The sequence below is a fragment of the uncultured Ruegeria sp. genome, from assembly GCF_947500045.1.
Lineage (GTDB): Bacteria > Pseudomonadota > Alphaproteobacteria > Rhodobacterales > Rhodobacteraceae > Ruegeria.
Genome location: NZ_CANMQQ010000006.1, coordinates 123,211 through 149,991, shown reverse-complemented (window position 1 = coordinate 149,991; position 26,781 = coordinate 123,211). Strand labels below are relative to the sequence as shown.

At 57.7% G+C, this 26,781-nt stretch carries 25 protein-coding genes; 15 read left to right on the top strand and 10 right to left on the bottom strand.

Annotated features, from left to right (window positions below):
- Nucleotides 1–6: 6 nt before the first annotated feature.
- On the bottom strand, nucleotides 7–351 hold the full coding sequence (locus Q1B46_RS12155) for a DUF1294 domain-containing protein (protein ID WP_299948290.1): 345 nt from the start codon (nucleotides 349–351) through the stop codon (nucleotides 7–9).
- Between the two features lie 58 nt (nucleotides 352–409).
- Here Q1B46_RS12155 and Q1B46_RS12150 point away from each other — a divergent pair, with 58 nt between their 5' ends.
- From Q1B46_RS12150 to rarD, 8 genes are all read left to right on the top strand, one after another.
- A complete protein-coding gene (locus Q1B46_RS12150; protein WP_299948288.1) occupies nucleotides 410–979 on the top strand; it encodes an XRE family transcriptional regulator in 570 nt (189 codons plus the stop codon).
- Nucleotides 979–1,602 (top strand): LysE family transporter, encoded by a 624-nt coding sequence (locus tag Q1B46_RS12145; protein WP_299948286.1) that lies wholly within the window; start codon nucleotides 979–981, stop codon nucleotides 1,600–1,602. Before Q1B46_RS12150 ends, Q1B46_RS12145 begins: the two co-directional genes overlap by 1 nt.
- Nucleotides 1,603–1,606: 4 nt before the next feature.
- Nucleotides 1,607–1,987, top strand: coding sequence for a GFA family protein (locus Q1B46_RS12140; RefSeq protein WP_299948284.1), 381 nt, complete (start codon nucleotides 1,607–1,609; stop codon nucleotides 1,985–1,987).
- 15 nt (nucleotides 1,988–2,002) lie between these two features.
- Nucleotides 2,003–4,453 (top strand): FAD-dependent oxidoreductase, encoded by a 2,451-nt coding sequence (locus tag Q1B46_RS12135; RefSeq protein ID WP_299948282.1) that lies wholly within the window; start codon nucleotides 2,003–2,005, stop codon nucleotides 4,451–4,453.
- Between the two features lie 213 nt (nucleotides 4,454–4,666).
- A complete protein-coding gene (locus tag Q1B46_RS12130) occupies nucleotides 4,667–5,560 on the top strand; it encodes a homocysteine S-methyltransferase family protein (protein ID WP_299948280.1) in 894 nt (297 codons plus the stop codon).
- 9 nt (nucleotides 5,561–5,569) lie between these two features.
- Nucleotides 5,570–6,550 (top strand): helix-turn-helix domain-containing protein, encoded by a 981-nt coding sequence (locus Q1B46_RS12125; protein ID WP_299948278.1) that lies wholly within the window; start codon nucleotides 5,570–5,572, stop codon nucleotides 6,548–6,550.
- 89 nt (nucleotides 6,551–6,639) lie between these two features.
- Nucleotides 6,640–9,087 carry an FAD-dependent oxidoreductase gene (locus Q1B46_RS12120; RefSeq protein WP_299948276.1) on the top strand — a complete coding sequence of 816 codons (2,448 nt, stop codon included), beginning with the start codon at nucleotides 6,640–6,642 and terminating at the stop codon, nucleotides 9,085–9,087.
- Nucleotides 9,088–9,247: 160 nt separating this feature from the next.
- Nucleotides 9,248–10,153: an EamA family transporter RarD gene (gene rarD, locus Q1B46_RS12115; RefSeq protein ID WP_299948274.1), complete on the top strand. Its 906-nt coding sequence runs from the start codon at nucleotides 9,248–9,250 to the stop codon at nucleotides 10,151–10,153.
- On the opposite strand, the gene Q1B46_RS12110 is transcribed toward rarD, so the two are convergent.
- Together Q1B46_RS12110 and Q1B46_RS12105 are read right to left on the bottom strand one after the other, a co-directional pair.
- Nucleotides 10,144–10,854, bottom strand: a complete 711-nt coding sequence (locus Q1B46_RS12110) for an SGNH/GDSL hydrolase family protein (protein WP_299948272.1) — start codon at nucleotides 10,852–10,854, stop codon at nucleotides 10,144–10,146. The genes rarD and Q1B46_RS12110 overlap by 10 nt on opposite strands.
- Nucleotides 10,855–10,856: 2 nt before the next feature.
- Nucleotides 10,857–11,267 (bottom strand): nuclear transport factor 2 family protein, encoded by a 411-nt coding sequence (locus Q1B46_RS12105; RefSeq protein ID WP_299948270.1) that lies wholly within the window; start codon nucleotides 11,265–11,267, stop codon nucleotides 10,857–10,859.
- A gap of 97 nt (nucleotides 11,268–11,364) precedes the next feature.
- On the opposite strand from Q1B46_RS12105, the gene Q1B46_RS12100 reads away from it, so the two are divergent.
- The gene (locus Q1B46_RS12100; RefSeq protein ID WP_299948268.1) at nucleotides 11,365–12,012 is read left to right on the top strand and encodes an RluA family pseudouridine synthase; all 648 of its coding nucleotides are present in this window, start codon (nucleotides 11,365–11,367) and stop codon (nucleotides 12,010–12,012) included.
- A 1-nt stretch (nucleotide 12,013) separates the two neighbouring features.
- Here the strand turns inward: Q1B46_RS12100 and Q1B46_RS12095 are convergent, their stop codons facing one another.
- The gene (locus Q1B46_RS12095; RefSeq protein ID WP_299948266.1) at nucleotides 12,014–12,205 is read right to left on the bottom strand and encodes a hypothetical protein; all 192 of its coding nucleotides are present in this window, start codon (nucleotides 12,203–12,205) and stop codon (nucleotides 12,014–12,016) included.
- Between the two features lie 104 nt (nucleotides 12,206–12,309).
- Between Q1B46_RS12095 and Q1B46_RS12090 the strand changes: the two genes are divergently transcribed.
- From Q1B46_RS12090 to Q1B46_RS12080, 3 genes are all read left to right on the top strand, one after another.
- Complete coding sequence (locus Q1B46_RS12090) at nucleotides 12,310–13,002, top strand: YafY family protein (protein ID WP_299948264.1); 693 nt, start codon at nucleotides 12,310–12,312, stop codon at nucleotides 13,000–13,002.
- A 118-nt stretch (nucleotides 13,003–13,120) separates the two neighbouring features.
- Nucleotides 13,121–13,792: an OmpA family protein gene (locus Q1B46_RS12085; RefSeq protein WP_299948262.1), complete on the top strand. Its 672-nt coding sequence runs from the start codon at nucleotides 13,121–13,123 to the stop codon at nucleotides 13,790–13,792.
- A 95-nt stretch (nucleotides 13,793–13,887) separates the two neighbouring features.
- Entirely contained in the window at nucleotides 13,888–14,430 is a 543-nt protein-coding gene (locus Q1B46_RS12080; protein WP_299948259.1) for an NAD(P)H-dependent oxidoreductase, read from the top strand.
- Between the two features lie 67 nt (nucleotides 14,431–14,497).
- Here the strand turns inward: Q1B46_RS12080 and Q1B46_RS12075 are convergent, their stop codons facing one another.
- Entirely contained in the window at nucleotides 14,498–15,532 is a 1,035-nt protein-coding gene (locus Q1B46_RS12075; RefSeq protein ID WP_299948257.1) for an FAD-dependent oxidoreductase, read from the bottom strand.
- A gap of 55 nt (nucleotides 15,533–15,587) precedes the next feature.
- Here Q1B46_RS12075 and mnmD point away from each other — a divergent pair, with 55 nt between their 5' ends.
- Together mnmD and Q1B46_RS12065 are read left to right on the top strand one after the other, a co-directional pair.
- The gene (mnmD, locus tag Q1B46_RS12070) at nucleotides 15,588–16,253 is read left to right on the top strand and encodes a tRNA (5-methylaminomethyl-2-thiouridine)(34)-methyltransferase MnmD (protein ID WP_299948255.1); all 666 of its coding nucleotides are present in this window, start codon (nucleotides 15,588–15,590) and stop codon (nucleotides 16,251–16,253) included.
- Nucleotides 16,250–17,119 carry a DMT family transporter gene (locus Q1B46_RS12065; protein ID WP_299948253.1) on the top strand — a complete coding sequence of 290 codons (870 nt, stop codon included), beginning with the start codon at nucleotides 16,250–16,252 and terminating at the stop codon, nucleotides 17,117–17,119. The genes mnmD and Q1B46_RS12065 overlap by 4 nt, the downstream gene beginning before the upstream one ends.
- On the opposite strand, the gene Q1B46_RS12060 is transcribed toward Q1B46_RS12065, so the two are convergent.
- Nucleotides 17,093–19,066 (bottom strand): transglycosylase SLT domain-containing protein, encoded by a 1,974-nt coding sequence (locus tag Q1B46_RS12060; protein WP_299948251.1) that lies wholly within the window; start codon nucleotides 19,064–19,066, stop codon nucleotides 17,093–17,095. The genes Q1B46_RS12065 and Q1B46_RS12060 overlap by 27 nt on opposite strands.
- A 135-nt stretch (nucleotides 19,067–19,201) precedes the next feature.
- On the opposite strand from Q1B46_RS12060, the gene dapA reads away from it, so the two are divergent.
- Nucleotides 19,202–20,074: a 4-hydroxy-tetrahydrodipicolinate synthase gene (gene dapA, locus Q1B46_RS12055; RefSeq protein ID WP_299948249.1), complete on the top strand. Its 873-nt coding sequence runs from the start codon at nucleotides 19,202–19,204 to the stop codon at nucleotides 20,072–20,074.
- 140 nt (nucleotides 20,075–20,214) lie between these two features.
- On the opposite strand, the gene Q1B46_RS12050 is transcribed toward dapA, so the two are convergent.
- The 4 genes from Q1B46_RS12050 to xsc all read right to left on the bottom strand — a co-directional run bounded on the left by Q1B46_RS12050 (nucleotide 20,215) and on the right by xsc (nucleotide 26,697).
- Complete coding sequence (locus tag Q1B46_RS12050; protein WP_299948247.1) at nucleotides 20,215–21,087, bottom strand: DmsC/YnfH family molybdoenzyme membrane anchor subunit; 873 nt, start codon at nucleotides 21,085–21,087, stop codon at nucleotides 20,215–20,217.
- Nucleotides 21,087–21,836, bottom strand: a complete 750-nt coding sequence (locus Q1B46_RS12045; RefSeq protein ID WP_299948245.1) for a 4Fe-4S dicluster domain-containing protein — start codon at nucleotides 21,834–21,836, stop codon at nucleotides 21,087–21,089. The genes Q1B46_RS12050 and Q1B46_RS12045 overlap by 1 nt, the downstream gene beginning before the upstream one ends.
- 97 nt (nucleotides 21,837–21,933) lie before the next feature.
- Nucleotides 21,934–24,750 (bottom strand): molybdopterin oxidoreductase family protein, encoded by a 2,817-nt coding sequence (locus Q1B46_RS12040; RefSeq protein WP_299948243.1) that lies wholly within the window; start codon nucleotides 24,748–24,750, stop codon nucleotides 21,934–21,936.
- Between the two features lie 171 nt (nucleotides 24,751–24,921).
- On the bottom strand, nucleotides 24,922–26,697 hold the full coding sequence (gene xsc, locus Q1B46_RS12035) for a sulfoacetaldehyde acetyltransferase (RefSeq protein WP_299664252.1): 1,776 nt from the start codon (nucleotides 26,695–26,697) through the stop codon (nucleotides 24,922–24,924).
- Nucleotides 26,698–26,781 lie beyond the last annotated feature (84 nt).

The following is a 26,781-nucleotide window of genomic DNA, read 5'->3' as shown; positions in this document are numbered from 1 at the left end:
TTGCACCTATCGCAACAGCGCCCCCAGATCGCTGGAGATAATCAAATAGCAAAGCCCGACCTGAAACGCAGTGATCGCATAAAGCCAAGCCGAGAAACTGCGCTTGCGCGCCTTATGTTCGAATATCCAGCGCCCTAGCTGCGCAGCCAGGCTGCCACCCAGCGCCGCCAACCACAACAATCGCCGCTCGGGCACACGTCGCTTTCTGCGGCGTGCACGCAGCTTGTCCCAGCCAAAGGCGAGCAAAGTCAGGGTGTTGATGGCCCAAAGATACATCACAGCAATCCACATGGATCGTGCATAGCCAACCTGAACTGCAGGACCAAGTGAAAAAACGCTTGGAAATTTCATTGATTCGAGGCACCGTGAAAAATGAAGGATAATTTTCATATCGACTCGGAGCGCAAAATTGAACTCTCAGGCCCCTCACAGCGCATCGCTCGGTGCCGACCTGCGCGCGCTTCGCAAGGCGCGCGGGCTGACGTTGACCGAGATCGCCAATCGGTTGGATCGGTCCGTCGGGTGGCTCAGCCAGGTCGAAAGAGATATGTCCGAACCTTCGATTTCAGACCTGCGCCTAATCGCCGAATGTTTGGGCGTGCCGATGTCGATGCTGTTTGCCCATTCCGCAGCCCCAGCGGATGAGCAGGGGTATGTTGTGCGCGCCGGATCACGTCGGCCAATGGGGTCCGGCGAGGAGGGGCTGATCGAAGAACTGCTTTCACCTGACCTGACTGATGATTTCGAAATGGTGCATTCCACGTTTGAGCCGCACTCGCAGATGCAGACCCCGGCAAACCGACCAACGCAAGAAGTTGGGTATATGGTGTCGGGCCGCCTGGAACTGACGATTGGGGCGCGTCGCTTTCAGGTTGGTCCCGGTGACAGCTTCCGGATCAAGCATGAACCTTACAAATGGGCCAACCCGTTTGAAGAGCCTGCAGTGGCCATTTGGGTCATCGCCCCGCCGGTGTACTGATGAGTTTCGAGGCCTGGACCATATTCGCTCTGTTCTGGTTGGTTTTCGTGACCACTCCGGGACCGAATGCGGTCAATTGCATCTCAAACGGAATGAGCCTGCCGCTCTCCAAGGCGATGCTCGGTGTGCTGGCTATTCTGACGCAGGCAAGCGCGTTTCTGATCCTCTCGGTAGTTGGTATCACGGCATTGATTGCCGCATCGCCAACGGGGTTCTTTGTCGCAAAGCTGATCGGGGCGGGGTTCCTGATCTGGTTGGGCGTTCGTGGCTGGATGAATGCGGCGAAACCAGCCCCGGCATCAGAACGCCCTGCGCGACATGTCTACTTTCACGCGCTGGCCGTTGCCACGATCAATCCAAAAAGCGTCGCCGGATATCTTGCTGCGTTTTCACAGTTCGTGCAGCCAGATGTGCTGATCTGGCAGCAGATGACGGTGATCATGCCCACAGCGCTGGTCATCACGACGCTCAGCTATACCGGGTTTACCCTGCTGGGTGCGGTGATGGGGAAAGCCGCGCTGGGGGCGGTGTTCAATATTTGGGTGCGTCGCGTGATGGCGACATGTTTCATCATCTATGGCGTTTTGTTGGGCGCCAGCTCAACGCCTTCAGCGAGAGGATAAAGACATGCACACTGGTTCCTGCCTTTGCGGCGCGGTCGCTTATGCAATTGACGGAGACCTCACGCCACCAAATGCATGCCATTGCGGCCAATGTCGCAAACAGTCGGGTCACCTGTGGGCCTCGACCGTCACGCATCAGGACAATCTGAGTTTTACTTCAAGCGAGATGCTAAGTTGGTACCGGGCCTCTGACATCGCCAAGCGCGGATTTTGCAGTGCTTGTGGCTCGTTCCTTTTCTGGCAGCATAATGATGAGGACACGATAGCGGTTTCAGTTGGCTCTTTGGATGAGCCGACCGGGCTGAAACTCGCCCAACACATATTTGTCGCCGACAAGGGCGACTATTACGACATCCAGGACGATCTGCCTCAGCGGGCATACTAACAGGGAACCAAGCGCATGAATGATTTTCCAACCAAGGCCCGCGTGGTCATCATAGGCGGCGGCGTAGTCGGCTGTTCATCCCTTTATCATCTGGCCAAGAAGGGCTGGACCGATTGCGTTTTGCTGGAAAAGAACGAGCTGACTGCCGGGTCGACATGGCACGCGGCAGGGAACGTGCCGACCTTTTCGAATTCATGGGCGATCATGAATATGCAGCGCTACTCGACCGAGCTGTATTCGCGACTTGCCGATGAAGTTGATTATCCGATGAACTACCACGTTTCGGGTTCGATCCGTTTGGCACACAGCAAGGAACGGATGCAGGAATTTGAACATGCCATGTCCATGGGTCGATATCAGGGCATCCCGATGGAGATGTGGGCCCCAGAAGAAGCCAAAGAGCGCTATCCTTTCCTTGAAACCCATGATCTTGAGGGCGTGCTATACGATCCGACAGACGGGGACATTGATCCTGCGCAGCTGACGCAGGCATTGGCTAAGGGCGCGCGTGATATGGGGCAGAAGATCATCCGATTTTGCCCGGCAACCAATGTAACCCAGCATGATGACGGCACTTGGACGGTGCATACCGAAAAGGGTGATATCGCCTGTGACTATGTGGTCAATGCCGCCGGGTACTATGCCCAACGCGTGGGTGACTGGTTCAAACCTTTCGGCGGCCGCACCGTTCCGGCAATGGTCATGAGCCATCAGTATTTGCTGACTGACGAAGTTCCTGAGGTCGAAGCGTGGTCGAAAGAAAATGGTGGCAAGAAGCTGCCACTGCTGCGCGATGTCGATATCTCGTATTATCTACGGCAGGAGAAGAACGGCTTCAACCTCGGCCCATACGAGCCCAACTGCAAGGGCCACTGGATGACAGAAGACGATCCGATGCCCGAAGATTTTTCGTTCCAGCTGTGGAATGACGATTTGGACCGTATCGAAGATATCATGATGGACGCGATGGAGCGCGTGCCGCTGATGGCGACCTCGGGTGTTGGCCGCGTAATCAACGGTCCCATTCCATACGCGCCGGATGGGCTGCCACTGATCGGGCCGATGCCGGGGGTGAAAAATGCCTTTGAGGCGCACACATTCACCTTCGGCATCGCGCAGGGTGGTGGTGCAGGCAAGGTGCTGGCGGAATGGATCGTCGATGGTCACACCGAATGGGACATGTGGGCGGTCGATCCGCGTCGCTATACCGACTACACCGATCAGGATTACTGCAATCAGAAGGGGATGGAGGTCTATGGCAACGAATACGCCATGCATTTCCCTCATCATGAATGGCCTGCAGCGCGAAACAAGAAAACGTCCCCGGTCCATGAAAAGGTCAAGGCACTGGGTGGTGTCATGGGGGCCTATAACGGCTGGGAGCGCGCAAACTGGTTCGCGCAACCCGGTGATGATACGTCCCTTGAGGCAACCCATACTTGGGGACGCTCTGGCCCATGGGAACAACGGGTCAAAGAAGAATGCGAAGCCGTGCGTGACCGCTGCGGCGTACTGGACCTGCCGGGCTTCTCGCGGTTCTGGATACAGGGCGACGGCGCCGATGATTGGCTGCGCGGTTTCTGTACCGGAGGCATTCCCAAAGCCGGGCGTATGAACCTGATCTATGTCTCGGATGAGAGAGGGCGCATTCTGACCGAGCTGTCCTGTATCCGTCTGGCTGAGAACAACTTTGTCCTGATCACCGCCGCAACGGCGCAATGGCATGATGGCGAGTTGATCCGAAATTCGGTGCCCGAGGGCGTGACCGTTCGCGAAACCACAACCGAGCGTGACACTCTGATTGTCACCGGGCCAATGTCACGGACTGTGTTGTCGGGCATCACAGATGCGGACTTGCAGCAGGGATGGCTGACGCATCAGTTTGCCACAGTCGCCGGCCAAGAAGCTTTTCTGATCCGCGTATCCTTCGCGGGTGAGCTGGGCTGGGAGATACATGCCCAAAATGACGCGATGCCTGCCATTTACGATGCCGTACTGGCAGCTGGGGCCAAACCCTTTGGCATGTACGCGCTGAACTCGTTACGGATCGAGAAAGGCTATCGCGCATGGAAGGGCGATCTGAGCACGGATTACTCGTTGCTCGAAGGGGGGCTGGAGCGCTTTGTCAAGCTCGACAAGCCGCAAGATTTCACCGGTAAAGCTGCCATTCAGAATGAAAAGCAGCAAGGTGTTAAAAAGGCCTTCGTCACTCTGATCGTGGACGCAGGCGAGGTCGATGCGCCTTACATGTCCTGTATCCGGAGCGGGGATGAGATTGTGGGTGAGACCACCTCGGGCGCGTGGGGATACCGTATCGGTGCATCGGTCGCGCTGGGCATGGTGCGCGCCGATCTGGCGGTGCCGGGAACTGAGCTTGAGGTTGAAATCTATGGCCGGAAATGCCGCGCCGTTGTGCAGGAGGATCAACCGCTTTGGGATCCTGCGAACGAACGGCTAAGGGCCTGACTGCACCAGGAAGGGCATGCGAATGACCCCGCAGAAACAAGGCGTATATCTGGCCTGCCACGGCAGGCCAGAGACGTTTAATGGCGGGAAGTTTTTTGCGCTTTCTGGTAATAAATTGCCGGACGCATCGCGAGTGCAGGCTTGCGGGACGTCTATTTACACGACATTACGATCCATGGATGCACCAACCAATCTTTGGAGGTCGTAAAGTGAATGGCTGACGTTACTTTATTGGATGGCTCAATTGGACAAGAGCTGGTGAAACGCAGTGGTGATAGGCCAACGCCGCTGTGGTCAACGCGCGTCATGATCGACAAGCCTGACTTGCTGGCTGAAGTGCACGCCGCCTATTTCCGCAGCGGTGCAACGATTGCCACGACGAATACCTATGCCATTCACCGCTCGCGTCTGGTGCGCGCGGGGATCGAAGATCAGATGTCCATCCTGGTCGACACGGCGCTGTCACGGGCTGAACAGGCACGACGCAGTGCCGGTGGGCGAATTGCGGGTGCACTTGGCCCGTTATTGGCCAGTTATCGGCCCGACCTGAACCCCGACCCAGATGATGCGGCCAGACAATTTGCCGATCTTGCCGAGATGATGGCGGACCGGGTTGATCTGTTTCTGATCGAAACCGTGTCCTCGATTCTGGAAGCCGAAGGTGCGCTGCGCGGAACAGCGAATAGTGGCAAACCCGTCTGGCTGGCCCTTTCGGTTCTGGATGAAGACGGCACGCGGCTACGCTCGGGTGAAGCGTTGGAAGACATTGCCCCGCTGGTGGCACGCTTCGCCCCCCAAGCAGTTCTGATCAACTGCGCACGCCCCGAAGCGATCCCAGCGGCGCTGGAGGTCATAGAAAAGCTTGGTTGCCCGTTCGGCGCTTACGCGAATGGTTTCACAGGCATCACAGACGACTTCTTGCAGGATGCGCCAACGGTTGACGCGTTGGAAAGTCGCCATGATCTGGGTCCCGATGCCTATGCACTGCATGCCATGGGCTGGGTGGCGCAGGGGGCGACAATCGTCGGGGGCTGCTGCGAAGTCGGACCGGACCACATCAAAGCCCTTGCTGACAGTTTGCGTTCGGCCGGGCACACAATCGTTTGAGGGCACCTCATGCCGGTCCGGACCAAGCCTGAACCGCAGCAAGATCGAGCCCAGCACCACTTTGATATTCTGGTCGCACCCGGCTTTGTATTGCTGGAGCTGGCCTCACTGGTTGAGGTATTGCGCCTGGCCAATCGGGTGTGCGCGCATCCTCCGTTCTCATTCGCGTATCGGTCACGAAAAGGAGGACCGATTGAAAGCAGCAGTGGCGCAACCGTGACAACCGAAGCGGTCGTGTCGCAACCCAATGCGGACTATCTGTTTGTGATCGGAAACTCTGACCCAGATCAGCCAGAGCTTTCTTTGGGGCGTGTCGTGTCGGACTATACGTATCGAGGTGCACAGGTGTTTTTACTGGCGGAAGCCGCCAGCCGATATATCGATGAAAACGGCGCGAACCACCTGGCAACTCATTGGGAAAACGCATCTTTCTTACGCGAACGGGGCGCACGTTTTGAGGCCAAGCTTTCGATCGCTACTGAACAGGGCCCGGTAGTGACCTGCGCAGGAATGGAGGCTACGACAGATGTTGCGCTGGCGGTGATTGGGCGGCACATCTCGGGTGCTGCCAAGATGACGGTTGCCGATATCATGCTGCATGAGAGCATCCGGGATTTCTCATCCATGCAACCCTTTTCGGGTGCCCGTACAACAGCAACAGGTGATGAGAAGCTGGATCAGTGTATCAAGTTGATGCAGGCGAATATCGAGGAACCTTTGCCTATTAATCAGATCGTTGAGATGTTGCACGTCTCGAACCGGTCGCTTGAACGTAAGTTCAGGGCGATTTTTGGAACCACGCCGAATGGGTTCTACCGTGAAATGCGATTGGCAAAAGCCAACAACCTGCTTTTGAACACGACGATGAGCGTGCGGGAAATCGGGTTGGTTTGTGGTTTCCCGAACGGGTTCTCATCCGTTTACAAAAGCTTTTTTGGCATTACGCCATTTGTTTTGCGACGCCAAAAAAGAGGTGTCGAATATCGGTGATTTTTGCAATCGAGATGACGTTTTTGATGCTTTTATTGTCGATGTTTCATGTCAGCCTGCAGAAAACCTGAGGCAACGGAGAATTCAGGATGGTTGATCTTCCCACCACGGCCCGAGTGGTCATCATCGGCGGCGGTGTCATCGGTTGTTCAGTGGCTTATCATCTGGCCAAACAAGGCTGGAAGGACATCATCTTGCTTGAACGCAAGCAACTGACTTGTGGTACCACCTGGCACGCGGCGGGCCTGATCGGTCAGCTGCGCGCTTCATCCACCATGACCAAGCTGGCAAAATACACCACTGACCTCTATCAAAAGCTCGAGGCCGAAACCGGCATCTCCACCGGCATCAAGGCCAATGGCTCGATTTCGGTGGCGCTTACGCATGAGCGTAAAGAAGAACTGTACCGCTCTGCCGCCATGGCCCGGGCCTTTGATGTGGATGTCGAGGAAATCTCTCCCGAAACTGCTAAGAAGATGTACCCCCACCTCAACATTGGTGATGTGGTTGGAGCCGTTTATCTGCCCAATGACGGGCAGGGTGATCCGGCCAATGTGGCGCTGGCACTGGCCAAGGGCGCGCGCATGATGGGCGCGACCATTCGCGAACAGGTGAAGGTGACCGGGATCAGCCGGGCCAATGGCCGTGTTACCGGTGTCGATTGGGCTTCTGGGGGCGATACTGGCCATATCGACGCTGAATATGTCGTCAATTGCGCCGGTATGTGGGGGCATGAGGTAGGGCGTATGGCGGGCGTCAACGTGCCGCTGCACGCCTGCGAACATTTCTACATCGTGACAGAAGCGATCCCCGAACTGACCGAATTGCCGGTGCTGCGGGTTCCCGACGAATGCGCCTATTTCAAGGAAGACGCGGGAAAGATCCTGCTGGGATGTTTTGAGCCGAAGGCCAAGCCCTGGGGCATGAACGGCATTTCCGAGGATTTTTGCTTTGATCAGCTGCCCGAGGATTTCGACCATTTTGAGCCGATCCTCGAAATGGCTGTAAACCGGATGCCGATGCTTGCCGAGACAGGCATCCACACATTCTTCAACGGCCCTGAAAGTTTCACCCCTGACGACGCCTATCATCTGGGCGAAGCGCCCGAGCTGCGCAACTATTTTGTGGCGGCGGGTTTCAACTCGATCGGCATTCAGTCTGCCGGGGGCGCGGGCAAAGCGCTGGCCGAGTGGATGGAAACCGGCGAGAAACCCTTTGATCTGGGCGGGGTCGACATCAGCCGGATGCAGCCGTTTCAGGGCAACAAACACTATTTGTTTGAACGCTCAAAGGAAACGCTGGGCCTGCTCTATGCGGACCATTTCCCCTATCGCCAGAAAGCCACCGCCCGTGGCGTGCGGAGAACTCCGTTCCATCAGCAACTGGAAAAGTTGGGGGCCGTATTTGGCGAAACGGCAGGCTGGGAGCGCGCCAATTGGTTCGCAAACGAGGGCCAGCCGCGCGAGTATCAGTACACATGGAAGCGTCAGAATTGGTTTGAGAATTCGGCTGCAGAACACCGCGCCGTACGTGAAAATGTGGGCATGTATGACATGTCCTCCTTCGGAAAGTTGCGCGTCGAAGGGCCGGATGCACAACACCTGCTGAACCATGTCTGCGGTGCCGATATGTCTGTCCCGGTGGGTAAAATCGTCTATACCCAGTTCCTGAATTCCAGAGGCGGGGTTGAGGCGGATGTGACCGTCACCCGCCTGACCGAAACCGTTTATCTGGTCGTCACGCCGGCCGCAACGCGACTGGCCGACCAGACTTGGATGCAGCGCCATGCGGGCGATCTCAACGTGGTCATCACTGATGTCACTGCGGGCGAAGGCGTGCTTGCGGTCATGGGCCCGAATGCCCGGGCACTGCTTCAGAAGGTCTCGCCCAACGATTTCTCGAATGCCACCAACCCGTTCGGCACGGCGCAGGAAATCGAGATTGGGATGGGCCTCGCCCGTGTGCATCGTGTGACCTATGTGGGTGAGCTTGGTTGGGAGATCTATGTTTCCTCCGATATGGCTGGCCATGTTTTCGAAACTCTGCACGAGGCTGGTCAGGACATGGGCCTTAAGCTTTGCGGTATGCACATGATGGACAGCTGCAGGATCGAAAAAGGATTCCGCCATTTTGGACACGACATTACGAGCGAAGATCATGTGATCGACGCAGGCCTGGGGTTTGCTGTCAAAGTTGATAAGGGCGGCGATTTCATCGGGCGCGAGGCGGTGATCGCACGCAAGGAAAGTGGCCCCAAGAACCGTCTGGTTCAGTTCAAACTGACCGACGCTGAGCCATTGTTGTTCCACAACGAGCCGATCGTACGCGATGGCGAATATGTGGGGTATCTCAGCTCGGGCAATTATGGTCACACGTTGGGTGGCGCCCTTGGTTTGGGCTATGTGCCCTGTGAAGGTGAAAAAGCCGCTGATGTGCTGTCTTCGACCTACGAGATCGATGTTTGCGGCGTGAAGGTGAAAGCTGAGGCATCGCTGAAACCGATGTATGATCCGAAGTCCGAGCGCGTCAAAGCGTGACCAAATTGACGGGGCGCTGTGGCGCCCCGGCTCGTTTCTGCAGGCTGGCGCAGTCTGCCGCGACATATCAGAATTCTTGATAGCCCGCTTCACAGATTTGATGGTTCCCAAGCCTGTCTGATTTGCCGTAGAGAAATACGGTATCAGTCGGAGACCCGCCGTGGCAGACACCCCCGTATCGCCCAACAACACAGACACGCCCAAAGGGCTGGCGCTGGCTGTGACGGCCTATGTCTTATGGGGATTTCTGCCGCTTTACATGAAGGCGATCGCGCATATCGGCCCGGTTGAGGTCGTCGCCCACCGGGTTATCTGGTCGGTGCCGGTCGCCGGATTGTTGTTGATTGCACTCGGGCGCACCGGGGATTTGAAAGCCGCGTTACGCAATCCGAAGATGCTGGGCATGGCAGCGCTGACGGCAGCGCTGATCTCGGTGAACTGGGCGATTTATGTTTGGGCGATTTCCTCAGGGCATGCTCTGGATGCGGCGTTGGGGTATTACATCAATCCACTGTTCAGTATTGCGCTGGGCGCGATACTGCTGCGCGAGCCTTTGAACCGGACGCAATTGGTGGCAATTGGATTGGCTGCGCTGGGTGTGCTGGTGCTGGTTTTTCAAGCCGGAACCCTGCCGTGGGCCGCATTGGGACTAATGCTGAGTTGGGGCTTTTATGCGTTTTTCAAGCGCTCCCTTCCGATCGGGCCAAATCAGGGTTTCTTGCTGGAAGTATTAATCCTGCTGATTCCGGCTTTGGCCTATGTCACGTGGCTGGGTGCAAATGGGACCGGACATCTTGGCGTGGTTGCATCTGATACCTTATTGCTTGCGGGGGCGGGTATCGTAACCGCAGTGCCGCTGCTGGTTTATGCCAACGGCGCCAAGCTGGTGCGTCTGTCCACAATGGGTATCCTGCAGTACATTGCACCTACGATGATCTTTATCACCGCGATCACGCTGTTCGGGGAACAGATTGATCCGGCAAGAATGATCGCATTCCCGCTGATCTGGGCCGCTTTGGTTGTATACTCGGTTCCAATGATCCGGCAAATGCGCACTCAGGCCTGATTTATGATCCGGGTGAGTTCTTCAGCCCAGATTGCATAGGTTTTGGGGCTCGGATGGTACCCGTCCATGGCGGCAAGAGCCGGGTCATCCGGTAGATCCAAAGCAAGATGCGTTGCCTGCGGGAAACCCGCGACGGCGTTTTGCAGACCCCGATCCAGCCGGGCGGCCTGCTGCCCCAGAACCCAGGCCAGGGGTTGTGGCAGCGCCGGGAACCGAGCCATCTGAGGCACTGCCGTTACAATCACCTTTTGCGCCCGCATCTGGCCGGTCAGCAAAGTCAGCAACTGTCTTTGCTGTGTCTCGAAACGTTGCTTGTGCACGGCACGAGTTACGTCATTCACGCCAAGTGCGGTCACAACCACGTCAAATGGCTCGTGCAATTCTTGTAGCCGATTGATCGTATCTTGCGTGGTATGTCCGGTGGTCGCTTCCAGCCGCCATTCAACTGTGTGATGCATTGCCAACCGACTGACCAATTGCCCCGACAGTGCTTGCCTTTGCGTACCAGCGCCGACCCCGGCGGCCGAGCTGTCTCCGGCGATCAGCAGCCGAAGGCGCGGCCCGCGTCCCTCGCGCCCTTCGCGGGGGCCAGTTGGTTCCGGCAGGAACTGCGCGTTGCGCCGAACTACAAGCCCCTGAAAGGCGAGTATGGGCAGCAGTGGAACCCGCAGAATCTGATCTGCACCGATCGACGAAAGCATCGTCAGCTCAGCGCGTCTTTGTACTTGAGAAAGCGGACATCTTTCATGACCCGCGCCATCATAGCTTCGCGCAAAGCGCCCACAGTTTTGTAGGGGCGCATGACGACCTCGAACTCCTGAATCAACCCATCTTGGCTCAGAGTGATCAGATCGACGCCAACCGCGTCCAGCTCGCCGACTTTGCATTGAAACTCCAATGCCCAATCGTTGCCGTCGCCCATAATCCGGCGATACCGAAAATCTGAGAATACCTGGCCCACATGACCCAGGACGGCTGCAACTGGTTCGCGCCCTGTCCATGTGCTGTAATAGGTAGGTGGCGAAAACCGCACATCTTCTGCCAACAGTTCATGGATCAGACTTTCATCGCCCTTTGCGACAACGTCTTGCATTCTTTTGATCGTCGGGTGCATGCGTTCATCCTTCAGGTTGGTGAAAGAGTTGCTGAACCGTCTCGTTCAGGCAAGGACGACGTTGCGGGAAGTGGCGGGCTGAGATACGCAGGCCCGCATGAGCGAAACCTATGATCCTCCCAAAACGCCGCTGGATGTGCTGTTTGAAGACACGCAATTGATCGTGGTGAACAAGCCCGCGGGCCTTTTGTCAGTGCCCGGGCGGGGGGCGCATCTGGCCGATTGCCTGCTGTCCCGCGTGCAGGCTGCGTTTCCGCAGGCACTGTTGGTGCATCGGTTGGATCGGGATACATCCGGTGTGATGGTATTTGCCCAGACGCCGCACGCGCAGCGGCATCTAGGGTTGCAATTCGAAAACAGACAGACTCGCAAGACCTATGTCGCGCGCGTTTGGGGGCGTGTCGAACAAAAAACGGGAACCGTCGATCTGCCGCTGATCGTCGACTGGCCCAACCGTCCGCGCCAGATGGTTTGCCACGAGACAGGAAAACCCGCTGTCACCGACTGGCGTGTCGTAAAACATGATGACGAAACAACACGGGTGCGCCTGTTTCCCAAAACCGGACGTTCGCATCAGCTGCGTGTACATATGCTTGCGCTGGGGCACCCGATTCTGGGCGATCCGTTTTATGCCGATGGTGCCGCGCGGGATTTCCCGCGGCTGATGCTGCATTCCGAGGAATTGCGGCTGAAGAACCCCGAAGGCGGTATTTCGATGAGGTTCCGCGCGCCAGCTGGGTTTTAAACTAGGCGTTGCTAGTCCACAGCATTTTCAGGTTGCCCAGAGAAATTCGTCTGGCCCGTTTGGCGGGGCGTACAGCGTGCCGCTCACGGGCCGCTGCGCGTTCACGCTCAATCTCGAAGCCGCGCAGAACGTGATCCTGGGACCAGCGATCCAGCTTCAATGTCATCATGACGTGATTGTCGAGATAAGGCATGGTCAATCTCCTGATTAGTGATTGACCAATCTTCGTCCAACGCTCCTGACACCACCTTGTCAGTGGGGTGTGCTAAGCTGTCAGCAGATCACAAGGAGACACGGATGCGCCGTTCGACCCGCCTGTTTGAAATCATTCAGATTCTGCGTGCTGCAGAGGCCCCCATGACGGCCGAAGCGCTGGCGACCAAGCTCGAAGTCTCGGTACGTACTGTCTATCGCGATATTGCTGCTTTGCAGGCCCAGCGTACGCCGATCGAAGGTGAGGCCGGTGTCGGGTATCTGATGCGGCGCGGGTATGATTTGCCGCCGCTGAACTTTGACGCTGAAGAGGTTGAGGCCCTGTGGGTTGGCCTTTCAATGCTGGCTCGTACTGGGGACCGTACTCTGCAGCAGGCGGCTGACCGCGTGTGCCGCAAGATTGAAGCTTTGCGTGCGCCTGCCAACTGGCTTCAGGTTGCACCCTGGGGCGCGCCATTGGACGACCCTGAGAAAGGGTGCATACCTGTGGTGAACTATCGCGAAGCGATCCGGGCCGAACAAAAAATACGCATCACTTACGTGAATTCGAATGACGAGCGTACCGAACGCACCGTGCGGCCCGTTGCCCTGATCTATCACATAGAATGCACTTTGCTTGCAGCATGGTGCGAGCTAAGGAATGGGTTTCGCCACTTTCGCACTGATCGGATATGGGCCTGTGAACTGACCGAGGATTCATTTTGCGGGCAGGGAGAGCCCTTGCGCGCAATCTGGCAAGAGCAGAATACTTGGGCTGACACGGCAGGGGCTGCCTGAGCGGCAGGTATTTGCCTATCTCACTCAATTGTTGCTTGAGGCTCTTTGTTCTCACCATGTTATACTGCACGGAACGAAGCAAGCCCGGCGAACGGGTACGTGAGCAGAAGGTGATTCCATGACGATTTCCAAATGTGTACTGACAGCCGGGTTGTGTTCGGCGCTGTTTCTGGGGGCGTGCACCGATCCCGGTACTCTCACCGTGCAGAACGACCCAAACCAGAATGCCAAGCAAGGCGCATTACTGGGTGGTTTGATCGGCGCTGGTGTGGGTGCAATCGCAAATGACTCGGATCCGTTGTTGGGTGCACTGGCCGGTGGCGCCATCGGTGCCGCGGGCGGTGGTGTGATCGGCAACCAACTTGATCGGCAAGCGGCAGAGCTGCGGCAACAGTTGGCCAATGACGGCATTACAATCGTCAACGCGGGTGATCGCCTGATCGTTACGGTCCCGAATGACATCACATTTGACACTGACAGTTCCACCGTACGTCCAGCCCTGCGTGCCGATCTGGTAAAAGTTGGGCAGAACCTGGTCAACTATCCGAACTCGAACGTCCAGATCATCGGCCATACGGACAGTGATGGAGAAGCGTCATACAACTTTGGCCTGTCTGAACGCCGGGCGAATTCCGTGGCCGATATTTTGCAGGCCAACGGCGTCAGCTATTCCCGTATCACCACGGTGGGGCAGGGTGAAAACAACCCGATCGCGTCGAACTTGACGCCAGAAGGCAAAGCCCAGAACCGGCGCGTTGAAATTGTGGTTATTCCCAGCGGCAACGCCTGACGACGCATTTCACGCACAGTGACTGCGCGTCACCTGGGCTTTGGTTCAGGGGTATCTCGGGCTAATTAAGGGAAACACCACAGCGGAGTTTCCCCATGTCCGAACCGATCCTTCTTGGTCTTTCTGGCTCGTTGCGAAAAGGTGCGACCAATCGCAAACTGCTACGTGAAGCCGCGCGTCTGTTCGAGCCGGGCACATTCATCGAGGCTGATCTGAATCTGCCGCTTTATGACGGTGATCACGAAGCTGACGTGGGTGTTCCCGAAATGGTTCAACTGTTGGCAGATCAGATCGCGCAGGCCCATGCTGTGGTTATTTCGACCCCGGAATACAACAAGGGGCCATCGGGCGTTTTGAAGAACGCATTAGACTGGGTCAGCCGGACCAGTGTTAAGCCGTGGATGGATAAACCCGTGGCGGTAATGTCTGCTGCTGCCGGGCGCGCTGGGGGTGAGCGGGCTCAGATGATCCTGCGTTCTTTCATGGTTCCGTTCCAGCCGCGCATTCTACAGGGGCCTGAAATTCATCTGGCGGACAGTTCGAATGAATTCGATGCCGACGGGCGGTTATCGAATGATCGTTATGAACACACGCTGAAGGCCCTGATGCAAAAATTGCGAACCGAAGCCGGGTTCTAATCTCCTGGCTACACACCATTTTGTTTGGAGTGTTCAAAGCCCGGATGGCCAATTTTGCGTTGACGCATTACAGCGAAGCCTTTGGGTGGAAATCCTCGGGGATCACGTCGCGCCCGTCGAGAACCAGATCGGCCATGACCTCGGCCACCTTCGGGGCCATACCGAACCCGATCTTGAAACCACCATTGGCGATGAACTGCCCTTTGTGCAACGGATGCGCGCCCAGCATTGGCGCACGGCTTTTACTGCGAGGGCGGATACCAGCCCAGCGTTCAATCACCTCGGCCCCGTGCAGTACCGGCACTGCCCGCATGGCCCGATCCAGCACATCGTCCAAAGCAGAATCTGTGCTGCTCGGATCGTCATACTCTCGTTCTGAGGTCGATCCGATAGCCAGCGTTCCGTCGGCATGAGGCACGATGTGGACGGCATCGGCAAACAGTTGTGGAACGGTGCCTGCATCAAAGCGCAGCAAGGCTGCCTGCCCTTTGACGCCATTTCCGACCGTCTTGCCAAACGCGGTGCTGAGCTCTTGCAGCCCCGCAAGCCCCGTGGCGTGAATGACCTGCCCTATATCGGGCGCATCGGTGGTAACCTCTATCCCCATCACTGCAAGTGCTGCCACCAATGCTGCACAGGCGCGCCGGGGATGCATGCGCGCACTCAGCGTATCGTGGATGACAAATCCCGTGGGGCTGGGCGGACACCATGCGCCAATCTGATCCACAGCCCTGACGATCCAATCAGCCTGTCCCTGCCAGAGAGTTGCCGCCGTCTGTTCCCGTGCTCGGGCCAGCTCCAGCCCTCGCGCGTCCGCAATGGGCTGCAAACGTCCAAGCCGCGCGTAGCCGGGTGATACACCGCCTGTCGCCTCGACCTGTGTCCAGAACGGTTTGGCCATGATCAGGCTTTCGAATTGAAACGCTTTTTTGGCATTCCAGTTTTCGGGCACGTGTGGGGCGAGCGCACCAACCAATCCACCGCTGGACCCCGCTCCGGGGCCGAAGGGATCGACGATCTGGACCTTTGCGCCGCGCCTTGCGCAGGTCCAGGCGATGGACAGGCCAAAAATCCCTGCGCCGCGCACCGTCACATCGACCATTGCCAATCCCCTTTTCCTTGTTCAGTGTCGCGCCGCTTAGCTACAGGATTCCCCGATGGCAGACCAGCGCGCCAAACTGACCTGGACGGATGATCATATTCCGGTCTCGGATCGATTTGATGATCCCTATTATTCGCTACAGAACGGGCTGGATGAAACACGGCATGTGTTTCTAGAAGGCAATGATCTGCCTGACCGTTTTGCGCCGGGATTTTGTATCGCCGAGTTGGGTTTTGGCACTGGTCTGAACCTGTTGACCGTCTGGTCAGAGTGGGAGACCTCGGGGCAGGCAACCCCGCTGCACTTCACCAGCTTCGAGGCCTATCCGATGGCTTCAGACGATATGGCGCGCGCTTTGGCGGCGTTCCCTGAACTGTCGCCATGGGCAGACCGCTTTCTGAGTGTCTGGGCTGGTCAGAAATGTTTGCTGGACACGTTGCATCTTGAGGTCATTACAGGTGATGCGCGTCAGACATTGCCTACATGGGATGGTGCAGCAGATGCATGGTTTCTGGATGGATTCTCGCCCGCAAAGAACCCCGAATTGTGGGGTTCGGACCTGATGCAGCACGTGGCAGATCACACGGTCAAAGGCGGCACTGCGGCGACGTATACCGCCGCCGGTTTCGTGCGTCGGGGGTTGTCCGATGCGGGGTTCAACGTGACCCGCAGCCCGGGCTTTGGCCGCAAGCGGCACATGACTCGGGCAGTGAAGCCATGAGCCAGAAGAACAACATCAATGCCGGTATCGCGCTGATGGTCGGAGCGACGATTGTGTTCGCATTGCAGGACGGAATCTCGCGCCATCTGGCGGGCACCTACAACACCTATATGGTTGTGATGATCCGGTACTGGTTCTTTGCCGTCTTCGTGATCGCCGTGGCAGCAAGATCACCGGGAGGGTTGCGGGTGGCGGCGCAGACCCGCCAGCTTGGGCTGCAGATCTTTCGCGGCCTTTTGCTGGCTGCTGAGATTTGTGTCGCTGTTTTCAGCTTCACCATCCTCGGGCTGATCGAAAGTCAGGCCGTGTTCATCTGCTACCCACTGCTGATCGCCGCCCTTAGCGGGCCGGTTCTGGGCGAGAAAGTCGGCTGGCGGCGTTGGGCGGCCATCGGTGTTGGCTGTATCGGCGTATTGATCATCCTTCAGCCTGGTGTGGGGGTGTTTAACCCATGGGCGGTTATCCCGCTGATCTCGGCGCTGATGTTCGCCGTCTACGGGTTGCTCACGCGATATGTCGCGCGGGAAGACAGCACTGCGACCAGTTTCTTCTGGACCGGCGTGGCGGGTGCGGTCGCGATGACGGCTGTTGGTGTATGGTTCTGGGAACCCATGATAAGCAGCGACTGGCTTTGGATGGGTCTGCTCTGCATCACCGGCGTGCTGGGGCACTGGCTGCTGATCAAGTGCTATGAGATGGCCGAGGCCAGCGCGGTGCAACCCTTTGCCTATTTCCACCTGATGTGGAGCGCAATTCTGGGCATCACCATCTTCGATGAGGCACTGCGCCCGGCGGTCGTTCTGGGCGTAGCTTTGGTGATTGCGGCGGGCCTGTTCACCTTATGGCGCGAACGACGCAAGGGTTGAGCCGACCAATTCTTGCGAGAAAGGCACCGGCAAAGCAGGCTGCCCCAACCGCGCGCGGTAGACCGGCAGGCTTTCGGCAACACGCATCACATAGTTGCGCGTTTCTTTGAAGGGGATGGTCTCAATCCAGTCGATCACATCCACCGCGCCTGTGCGTGGGTCGCCATAGCGTTCCATCCACGAGATCGGACGCCTGGGTCCGGCATTGTATCCGGCAGCCATCATCACAACGTTTCCGTTGAAATCCTCAGCCAGTGTCGCAAGATAGTTCGCCCCCAGTTTCGCGTTATACTGCCAGTCCGAGGTCAGTCGCGCGGTTTTGTGGCCACCCAAAATGCCCAGATCCGTCGCCACCAGCTTGGCGGTGGCTGGCATAACCTGCATCAATCCCCGTGCGCCTGCACCGCTGATGACGACTGGATCAAACTCACTTTCACGCCGGGCAATGGCCAGTGTCATCTCTTTGGCCATTGGCAAGCCAATGTCGGCAACCGGGTGGACAGGATAATAGGCGGCGGGCAGGACGGTGCCCGTTGTCGCCGCGCGTTTGGCGATCATCACCGCCAGATGCGGCTCATTGAGTTCAAGCGCCAGATCGCCCAGTTGTGCAGCTTGTGTCTGATCAAGGCTCTCGACCAGATGGGTCAGGAACCGTTCCGACAAGTTATCCTCACCCGCGCGCTGCAACAGCAATCCAGCCTCTAACACGCTGGAGTCAGCGAATTCAGCCTGTTTCCAATGGGGCGCACGACGCGGGTTGGCCAGCTCGCTGTCAAATGGGCGACCGATCTGCTCGGCTGCCAGCAACCCGTAGAACGAAGTTTGATGGTTCGCCCCTTCTGCATAGGCCTCATGCGCTTTGTCTGCGTCCCCTTGCGCTGCATAGGCGCGGCCCAGCCAATATCCGCCGCGCCCTTTCGAAATAGGTGATTGCACCGCGCCCGAGAAATTCTGGAAATGACGCACCGCGGTGTCCGGATCGTTCAACTTACGCAGGGCAAGAAACCCGGAAAGCCACTCCAGATCGGCATACCCATAGCCCATTTCAGGTGTCATGTGGTGATTGGCAGCGATCGCATAGGCACGTTCCGCATCGCCCATTCGCATCTCAAGCCGCGCCAGCCTGCGCCGTCCTTCTGCCCATTTGTCGGGTTCACCCAGCGACTTTGGCCCGGTCGAGCGTGCCAGCATCAGGTCGATTGCGCTGTCGTCCAGTTCCTTTCGATCACGCCAGACAAACCGATCAAAGGCCAGACCGGGGTCCTTTGCCTGTGATTCTGGCACGGCGGCAACCTTGCCATCCACACCGTCCTCGCGTTTTTGCAGGGCAATGCGTGCCTCGGCCAGCTTGCGATAGTCGGTATCGATCAGAGGGAGCATTCGACCCGCACTAACCAGATGCCCGTCCCACAGCATCCGGTCCAACCGCGCCGCGTGATGTGGTTTCAGCAGGCTTCCGAAATTCTCCAGGTAATCCTTTTGCAGGCCTGACCCCATTGGCATCGTTCGCCATGCGGCCACGATATCGGCTTCAGCATCACCGTTCCGACCATTGCTCTTTAAGGCTACGGCATAATTCAACGCACCTTCAGCTGTTTGCGGAGGCATCCCGGCATAGAATTTCAGAACTCGCTCAGGATCGGCCCCGGTAAAAGAGGGCTCGCTCTTGCGGCGCAACCAGGCCAATCCGGGCCAATCCGGACGGCGCTCCAGAAATACGAGCACATCCCCCGAACTGCCAAAGCCCTCACGCAGCCAGTGCCACACGATGATGTCTCGTGCCACTGAACCGCGCGTGCCGGCTACTTTCAGCGCTTGATTCCAGTCACCTTTGCGCATGGTATCAAGCCCGGCGCGCAGATTCCCGGTCGCATCCGCCCGCACAGGCTGAAGCGTAAGCGCCGAAATCACAATCACCGACATCAACAGGGTTAGAAAGCGTGTCATCCCTTGCATTTCCTGACCAACCAAGGATAGAGCCATTCAGGATAAGGCTTGCGCTGCCGGGATCAACTCACAAACCCACGATTGTCGGCGGCCGCGACGTAAAAACTGCAATCTGCACCTCGAAGGAGCGCACCCATGTTCACAGGGTCTATGCCGGCACTCGTTACCCCGTTCAGCAACGGCGAGTTGGACCTGGATACGCTCAAACATCTGGTGGAGTGGCAGATTCAGCAGGGCTCGACGGGGTTGGTCCCTGTTGGGACCACGGGTGAAAGCCCAACGCTTAGTCATGAAGAGCACGAGATCGTCGTGGAACAGGTCGTCAAGACATCCGCAGGGCGGGTTCCAGTCATTGCCGGTGCAGGATCCAACAACACGGTCGAGGCGATCCGGTTTGTGCGATTCGCTCAAAAGGTAGGTGCGGACGCGGCGCTTGTGGTGACGCCATACTACAACAAGCCATCCCAGAAAGGGCTGTTCTCGCATTTCCGCGCCCTACATGATTGTGCCGATATTCCGATCATCATCTACAATATCCCGGGGCGCTCGGTCGTAGACATGACACCCGCAACGATGGGTGAGCTGGCGAAGTTGCCGCGCATTATCGGTGTCAAAGACGCCACAGGTGATCTGGCGCGCGTTAGCCAGCAACGTGCAAGCTGTGGCACCGATTTCTGTCAGCTGTCCGGGGAAGACGCGACCGCGCTAGGCTTCAATGCGCATGGCGGTGTCGGCTGCATCTCGGTTACGGCGAATGTGGCTCCGAAACTTTGCGCGGAATTTCAGCAGGCAATGCTGGCTGGTGATTATGCGAAGGCGCTGGACTATCAGGATCGCTTGATGCCACTTCACGAAGCGATCTTTATTGAGCCCGGTTTGGTTGGCGCGAAATACGCCCTCAGCAAACTTGGCATGTGCAGCACTGAGGTGCGTTCACCCCTGACCGAGTTGGATGACAGCACCAAAGCTGCCATCGACTCAGCGATGGTACATGCTGGACTGATCTGAACCTGTTTCAATGAACTCAAAGAAAATGGGCGGCTTCGGAATTCGAACGCCGCCCTTTGAATTCTGGGACCCAAACTTCATCTGGCCTTAAATATCTCGGGGGAGTCGCGGCTTGCCGCGGCGGGGGCAGCGCCCCCTTTTCAGCGCTTGCCGTAGTATAACCCGACTACATGTTCGGCCTGTGCGAAGAACAACCAGCGCGACGTCGCTACACCGGCCAGATGCGACAGGACCGCCAGCAACGCAAAGAAATGGCTGAACGGGATCAGCAACAGGGCGATGGGCAGGAAAAAGGCCAGTACAAACGAAATCAACCGTAGCTTTTCGGCGTGCTTGCGCCCGACCACATGGACAAACTCGCGCAGCAGGTAGTTTGTTCCGGTATGTGGCGGCTCGAACGCACGCACGGTTCCGAGGTCACCAAGCCCCGTTGCGGTTCCCAGATCGGTGCCAGAGTCTGCAAACGCCTTGTCACCTTGCCGCCAATACAGAATTTGCACCAGCGCTGCGACCAACAGCAATGGCATCGCGATCCGGGTCTGACCCGCCAGCAATGCGCCACCCGCGAGGCTAAAGCTGAGGAACAGGATAGGCGTCAGTTTCATGTTCCAGCGTGGGATTGTCCTGAGTTGTGTGTAGATCATTGATGTCGTGAATACGGTTGCCAACGACAGAATTGATCCAAGGATGCCGAAGAAGCCCCAGCGCTGGCCCAGAAAGATAATGCCAATCGCATATAGCCCCATAGAAATTAGGGCAAGAACTGCGCAACAGCCCTCACGACTCAACCAGCTTGATCTCCATTGTGTGAACGCTTTCAACGCGCGTTCGGGGTGGCTGAGGTGGAAGGTCGAGGCCATCAACCCGCCAACCGACAGGCCAAACGCTATTGCGAAGAACACAAATGCAACCCAGCCCGAGACGTCAGGCACCCCGAGCCCCAAAAAGAACAATAGACCAAAGCCGAGGCCGGATAGGGTGGTGAAAACGATTACTGAAGGGGCTGGGTGCATCAGAGCTTCTCCAGTGTCTTGTCGAGCCAACCTAGAAAACTCTTAGGCTCTTCGGCGATGGGCGCCAAAAGTGGGGCCAGAATGTCGATCTGTTCCTCAATTTGGTCCTTGGGCCGGGGCGGCAGATATTTGTTCACGGGTTTTGTGCCCAGTTCAGGCATCAGGTCCATACCGCCGCGTTCAGCAACCAGTATGCTGACGTCGCTGGTAGGATCACCCAGGTCACCAAAGTGACGTGCGCCTGCAGGGCAGGTGCGAACGCAAGAGGGCACACGATCCACTTCAGGCAGGTTTTCATTATAGATGCGGTCCACGCACAGCGTGCATTTCTTCATTACGCCCTCGGTCGCGTCCATCTCGCGGGCGCCATAAGGGCAAGACCACGCGCAAAGTCCGCAGCCGATACAATCGCTTTCATTGACCAGAACGATCCCATCCTCGACCCGCTTGTAGCTGGCACCGGTCGGGCAGACGGTGACGCAGGGGGCATCCTCGCAATGCAGGCAGGATTTGGGGAAGTGGATCAGCTGGGCGTGCCCTTCGGCAGGCTGCACCTCGTAGGAATGTACACGGTTCAGGAAAGTGCCCGAGGGGTCGGCTCCATAGGCGTCCTGATCCGACAGCGGAGCACCGTAGTTTTCGGTGTTCCAGCCTTTGCACGAAATCACGCACGCGTGGCAGCCGACGCAAGTGTCAAGGTCAATGACCAGACCCATCTTGCGGTCGGTGGATTCGGGAAGTTGGGTCATGACTGCCTTGCCTTCGATTTCATGGTGAGGGCAGGAGCGAGGGGCCAGCCCCTCGCCCTCCCCGGGATATTTTTGGCCAAATGAAGCGCCGATCGGGTCATTTGCCCACCTTCCAAGCCAGATCTTTCGGACCTTTGCCAACAGGAGATTTGATCGCGGGGAACTCGGGCTGGCTTTCGCTATCGATCGGCGGTGCGGCCTTTTCGATCTTAACCTTCAGATCAAACCATGCGGCCTGACCGGTGATCGGATCAGAGTTGGCCCAACGCAGGCCGTCGCCTTTTGGAGGCAACAGCTCGTGGATAAGATGATTCAGCAGGAAGCCCTTGGTGGCTTCAGGTGCATCTTCCTGCAAGGCCCATGCGCCCTTGCGTTTGCCAATGGCGTTCCAGGTCCAGACCGTGTTGTCGTTCAGCGCGGCCATTTCCATGACGGGCACTGTGATCGCACCATGCGGAGAGCTGACTTTGGCCCAATCGCCATCTTCCAGCCCGTGTTCGCGCATCAGCTTGGTCGGGACATAAAGCGGATTGCGCCCGTGCAACTGGCGCAGCCAAGCGTTCTGAGTGCCCCAGCTGTGATACATCGCCATTGGGCGTTGGGTTAGTGCGTTGACGGTGAAGCCTTCGTTGCCGGTCTGGTCTGTGTCGTACCAGATCGGAAGCGGATCCATTGTATCTTTGATGCGCTGGCGCAGGTGTTCAGGTGGTTGCCGTTCACCATGCCCTTCGGCGGCCAGCTGGAATTTGCGCATCGGCTCGGAATAGAGCTGGAACAAATAGGGCTGCGGGCTGTCATAGATGCCCATGCCCACGGCCCAGTCCTGATAGGCGGTGTTCCAGGGTTTATAGTAGTCCGCACCCGACGGAATATGGGACACGTAGAAACCGCCGTTTTCGATGTAGCGGTTCAACTGATCGGGGTTGACCTCTCCACGGCCTACCTTGTCGCCGTTTTCGCCGCGGAACCCGGCGAGGGGGCCAATACCGGGTTTGCGTTCATGGTTGACGATGTAATCCGCATAGTCCTGCCACTTGGCGCTGCCGTCTTCCTTGGTGAACCCCGGCAAATCCAGACGGTTTGCCAGATCGATCAGGACGGATTGAAACCCGCGCACGTCGCGGTCGGGTTCGATCACCGGCCAGCGGATCGCATCTGCTGCCGCCTCGGCCTCGCAAATCGGGCGGTCCAGAAGCGAGATACAATCGTGGCGCTCCAGATATGTGGTATCAGGCAGGATCAGGTCGGCATAGGCCACCATTTCCGAGCTGTAGGCATCGGAATAGATGATGTGTGGAATGACGTATTCGCCGCTTTCATCCTTGTCCGTCAGCATCCCCATGACACCCTTGGTGTTCATGGACGAGTTCCATGACATGTTCGCCATGTACATGAACAGCGTGTCGATTTTGTAGGGATCACCCGCATGGGCGTTCGAGATCACCATATGCATCAGGCCGTGGCTGGACATAGGGTTGTCCCAAGTGAAGGCCTTGTCGATCCGGGCCGGGCTGCCGTCGTCTTTCAGCGCCAGATGCTCGGGGCCTTGAACAAAGCCAAGATGCGGCCCGTCCAGGGGTGAGTTAGGGGTGACCTTGCAGTGGGGGGTTGGGTGCGCTTCGACCGGTTTGGGATAGGGCGGCTTGAAGCGGAACCCACCGGGAACCTCGACCGTGCCGAGAATGATCTGCAGAACATGCAGCGCGCGGCAGGTCTGGAAACCGTTGGCATGGGCTGACACACCGCGCATCGAGTGCATCGCGACCGGGCGACCGATCATCTTGGTGTGTTTCTCACCGCGGAAGTCGGTCCATTCATGATCCAGTTCAAACGCTTCGTCAAAGGCCACGCGGGCCAGTTCGCCTGCGATGGCGCGGATGCGACTGGCGGGGATGCCGCATTGATCGGCAATGTTCTCTGGCGCGTAGTCTTCGCTGAGGTACTTCTCGGCCATCAGGTGGAACACCGGACGATGGGTAATGCCGTCCTTTTCATAAGTTGCCGACAGGTCAGGGCGAACGCCGGGCTTGTCAAATGCGGTCAACTTGCCGGTTTTACGATCGATGACCAGCGGCTTGCCGTCCGCATCCCGCAGGAACAGACCCTTACCGGGCCCTTCTGACGCATCCACCAGAACCGGAGCATTGGTGTACCGGCTGAGGTAGTCCAGGTCGATCTTGCCCGCCTTCATCAGGACGTGGATCATCGACAGGATGAACAACCCATCGGTGCCGGGCGTGATGCCGACCCAATCATCAGCGACCGCATTATAGCCCGAGCGAATGGGGTTCACGCCAATCACCCGCGCGCCGCGCGCCTTGATCTTGCCGATACCCATCTTGATCGGGTTGCTGTCGTGATCTTCGGCCACGCCGAACAGCATGAACAGTTTGGTATGATCCCAGTCGGGCTGGCCGAACTCCCAGAACGCGCCGCCCATCGTATAGATGCCGCCCGCCGCCATGTTGACCGAGCAGAACCCGCCATGGGCTGCGTAGTTGCAGGTGCCGAAGTTTTGCGCCCAGAAGCTGGTGAAGCTTTGGCTTTGGTCGCGTCCGGTGAAAAAAGCCAGTTTTTCGGGGTTGTCCTCGCGTATTGGCTTCAGCCAGCCAACGGCGATATCAAGTGCTTCGTCCCAGCTGATCTCTTCGAATTCGCCCGAACCACGTGGGCCGACCCGTTTCAGCGGTGCACGCAGCCGTGAAGGTGCATTCACCTGCATGATCCCCGCACTGCCCTTGGCGCAGAGAACACCTTTGTTCACCGGATGATCCCGATTGCCTTCGATATAGGCGACCTTTCCATCCTTCATGTGCACGTTGATACCGCAGCGGCAGGCACACATGTAGCAGGTGGTGCGGCGAATCTCGTCCGATACCGGTGGCGATAGGTTGAGGTCCGGTTGTTGGTTCACGCTTACTCTCCCTGTGGCGGTTCGCCTTGGTACTTGATCGTGTTGAGCACACTGGAGCGGAATGAGGCCGGGCTCAACCGTTCAAAGGAAGAGAGCGCAATCGCCCTTTTCCTTCAGTATTTGGGTGCGCGGACCGGCTAAACCCGGTCCGGCTTATGTTTTTGACAGCGATCAAACTTGCTGCGGACGCATGTCGCTTGCGTCGATACCGGCAACCTCAACCGGATTCTTCATCGCGTCGCGACGGAAGGGCTCACCCAGTTCCTGGTTGATCATTGCTTCGATCAGGGTGGTGATGCCGTTCTTCTGATCTTCGACCGCCTGGCTCAGCGCGGCGGTCAGTTCGTCCATGGTACGGGCCACGACGCCTTTCAGGCCGCAGGCCTCTGCGATACCTGCATAAGATACCTTGGTGTCCAGTTCGGTGCCGACGAAGTTGTCATCGAACCAGAGCGTCGAGTTGCGCTTTTCCGCACCCCACTGATAGTTGCGGAACACAACCTGAGTGACGGCGGGCCATTCTTCGCGACCGATCGCAGTCAGTTCAGTGACCGCGATGCCGAAGGCACCGTCGCCCGAGAAACCAACAACCGGAACATCCGGGCAGCCAATTTTGGCACCGATTACTGACGGCAGGCCATAGCCGCAGGGGCCAAACAGGCCGGGGGCCAGATACTTGCGGCCTTCTTCAAACGATGGATAGGCGTTACCAATGGCACAGTTGTTGCCGATATCGGACGAAATGATTGCCTCTTTCGGCAGGGCGGACTGGATCGCACGCCATGCTTTGCGCGGGCTCAACCAATCGGGCTTGTCAGCGCGGGCGCGTTCGTTCCAGGTGGTGCCCGGATCGTCTTGCTCGTGATCCATCGAAGTCAGCTCTTGCGCCCAGCGCGACTTGGTTTCAGCGATCTTCGCCTTGCGCGCATCACGACCTTCGTCACCAGCTGTATCAGACAGTTGGTTCAGGATGTTAGTAGCAACAGTTGCTGCATCACCCACGATACCAACCGAGACCTTCTTGGTCAGGCCGATACGGTCGGGGTTGATGTCGACCTGAATGATCTTCGCGTCTGCAGGCCAGTATTCCATTCCGTAGCCCGGCAGGGTCGAGAAGGGGTTCAGACGGGTACCGAGGCACAGAACCACGTCGGCTTCCTTGATCAACTGCATACCGGCTTTCGAGCCGTTGTAGCCAAGCGGGCCAGCGAACAGCGGGTGCGATCCGGGGAAGGCGTCGTTGTGCTGGTAGCCAACGCAAACCGGGGCATCCAGACGCTCGGCTAGTGCTTTCGAAGCTTCAATGCCGCCTTTCGACAAAACCGTACCAGCACCGTTCAGGATGACGGGGTTCTTTGCGTTCGACAGCAGTGCTGCAGCTTCGGATACTGCCGATGCGCCGCCCGAAGGCAGTTCGAATTCAACTACAGCAGGCAGTTCGATATCGACAACCTGAGTAAAGAAGTCACGCGGGACATTGATTTGCGCAGGTGCCGATGCGCGCTTGGCGTTCATGATCACGCGGCTCAGAACCTCGGCCATGCGGCTGGGGTCGCGCACTTCTTCCTGGTAGCAAACGCAGTCCGCGAACATGCGCATCTGCTCCATCTCCTGGAAACCGCCCTGACCCATGGTCTTGTTGGCGGCCTGCGGAGTGACCAGCAGCAGCGGAGTGTGGTTCCAGTAGGCAGTTTTAACAGCGGTGACAAAGTTGGTGATGCCGGGGCCGTTCTGAGCGATCATCATCGACATTTTTCCGGTCGCGCGGGTATAGCCATCGGCCATCATTCCGCCTGAACCTTCATGCGCGCAATCCCAAAAAGTGATACCAGCTTTCTCAAAAATGTCAGAAATGGGCATCATGGCCGAGCCGATGATACCGAACGCATGTTCGATCCCATGCATCTGCAAAGTTTTGACAAAGGCTTCTTCGGTGGTCATCTTCATCTGCGTATCTCCGATCATAGATGGCTGGCACGGGGTCTGGCGCCCCTGTTTCTGGTCGGTTTTGGCGCACAGGTGTCCGTGGCG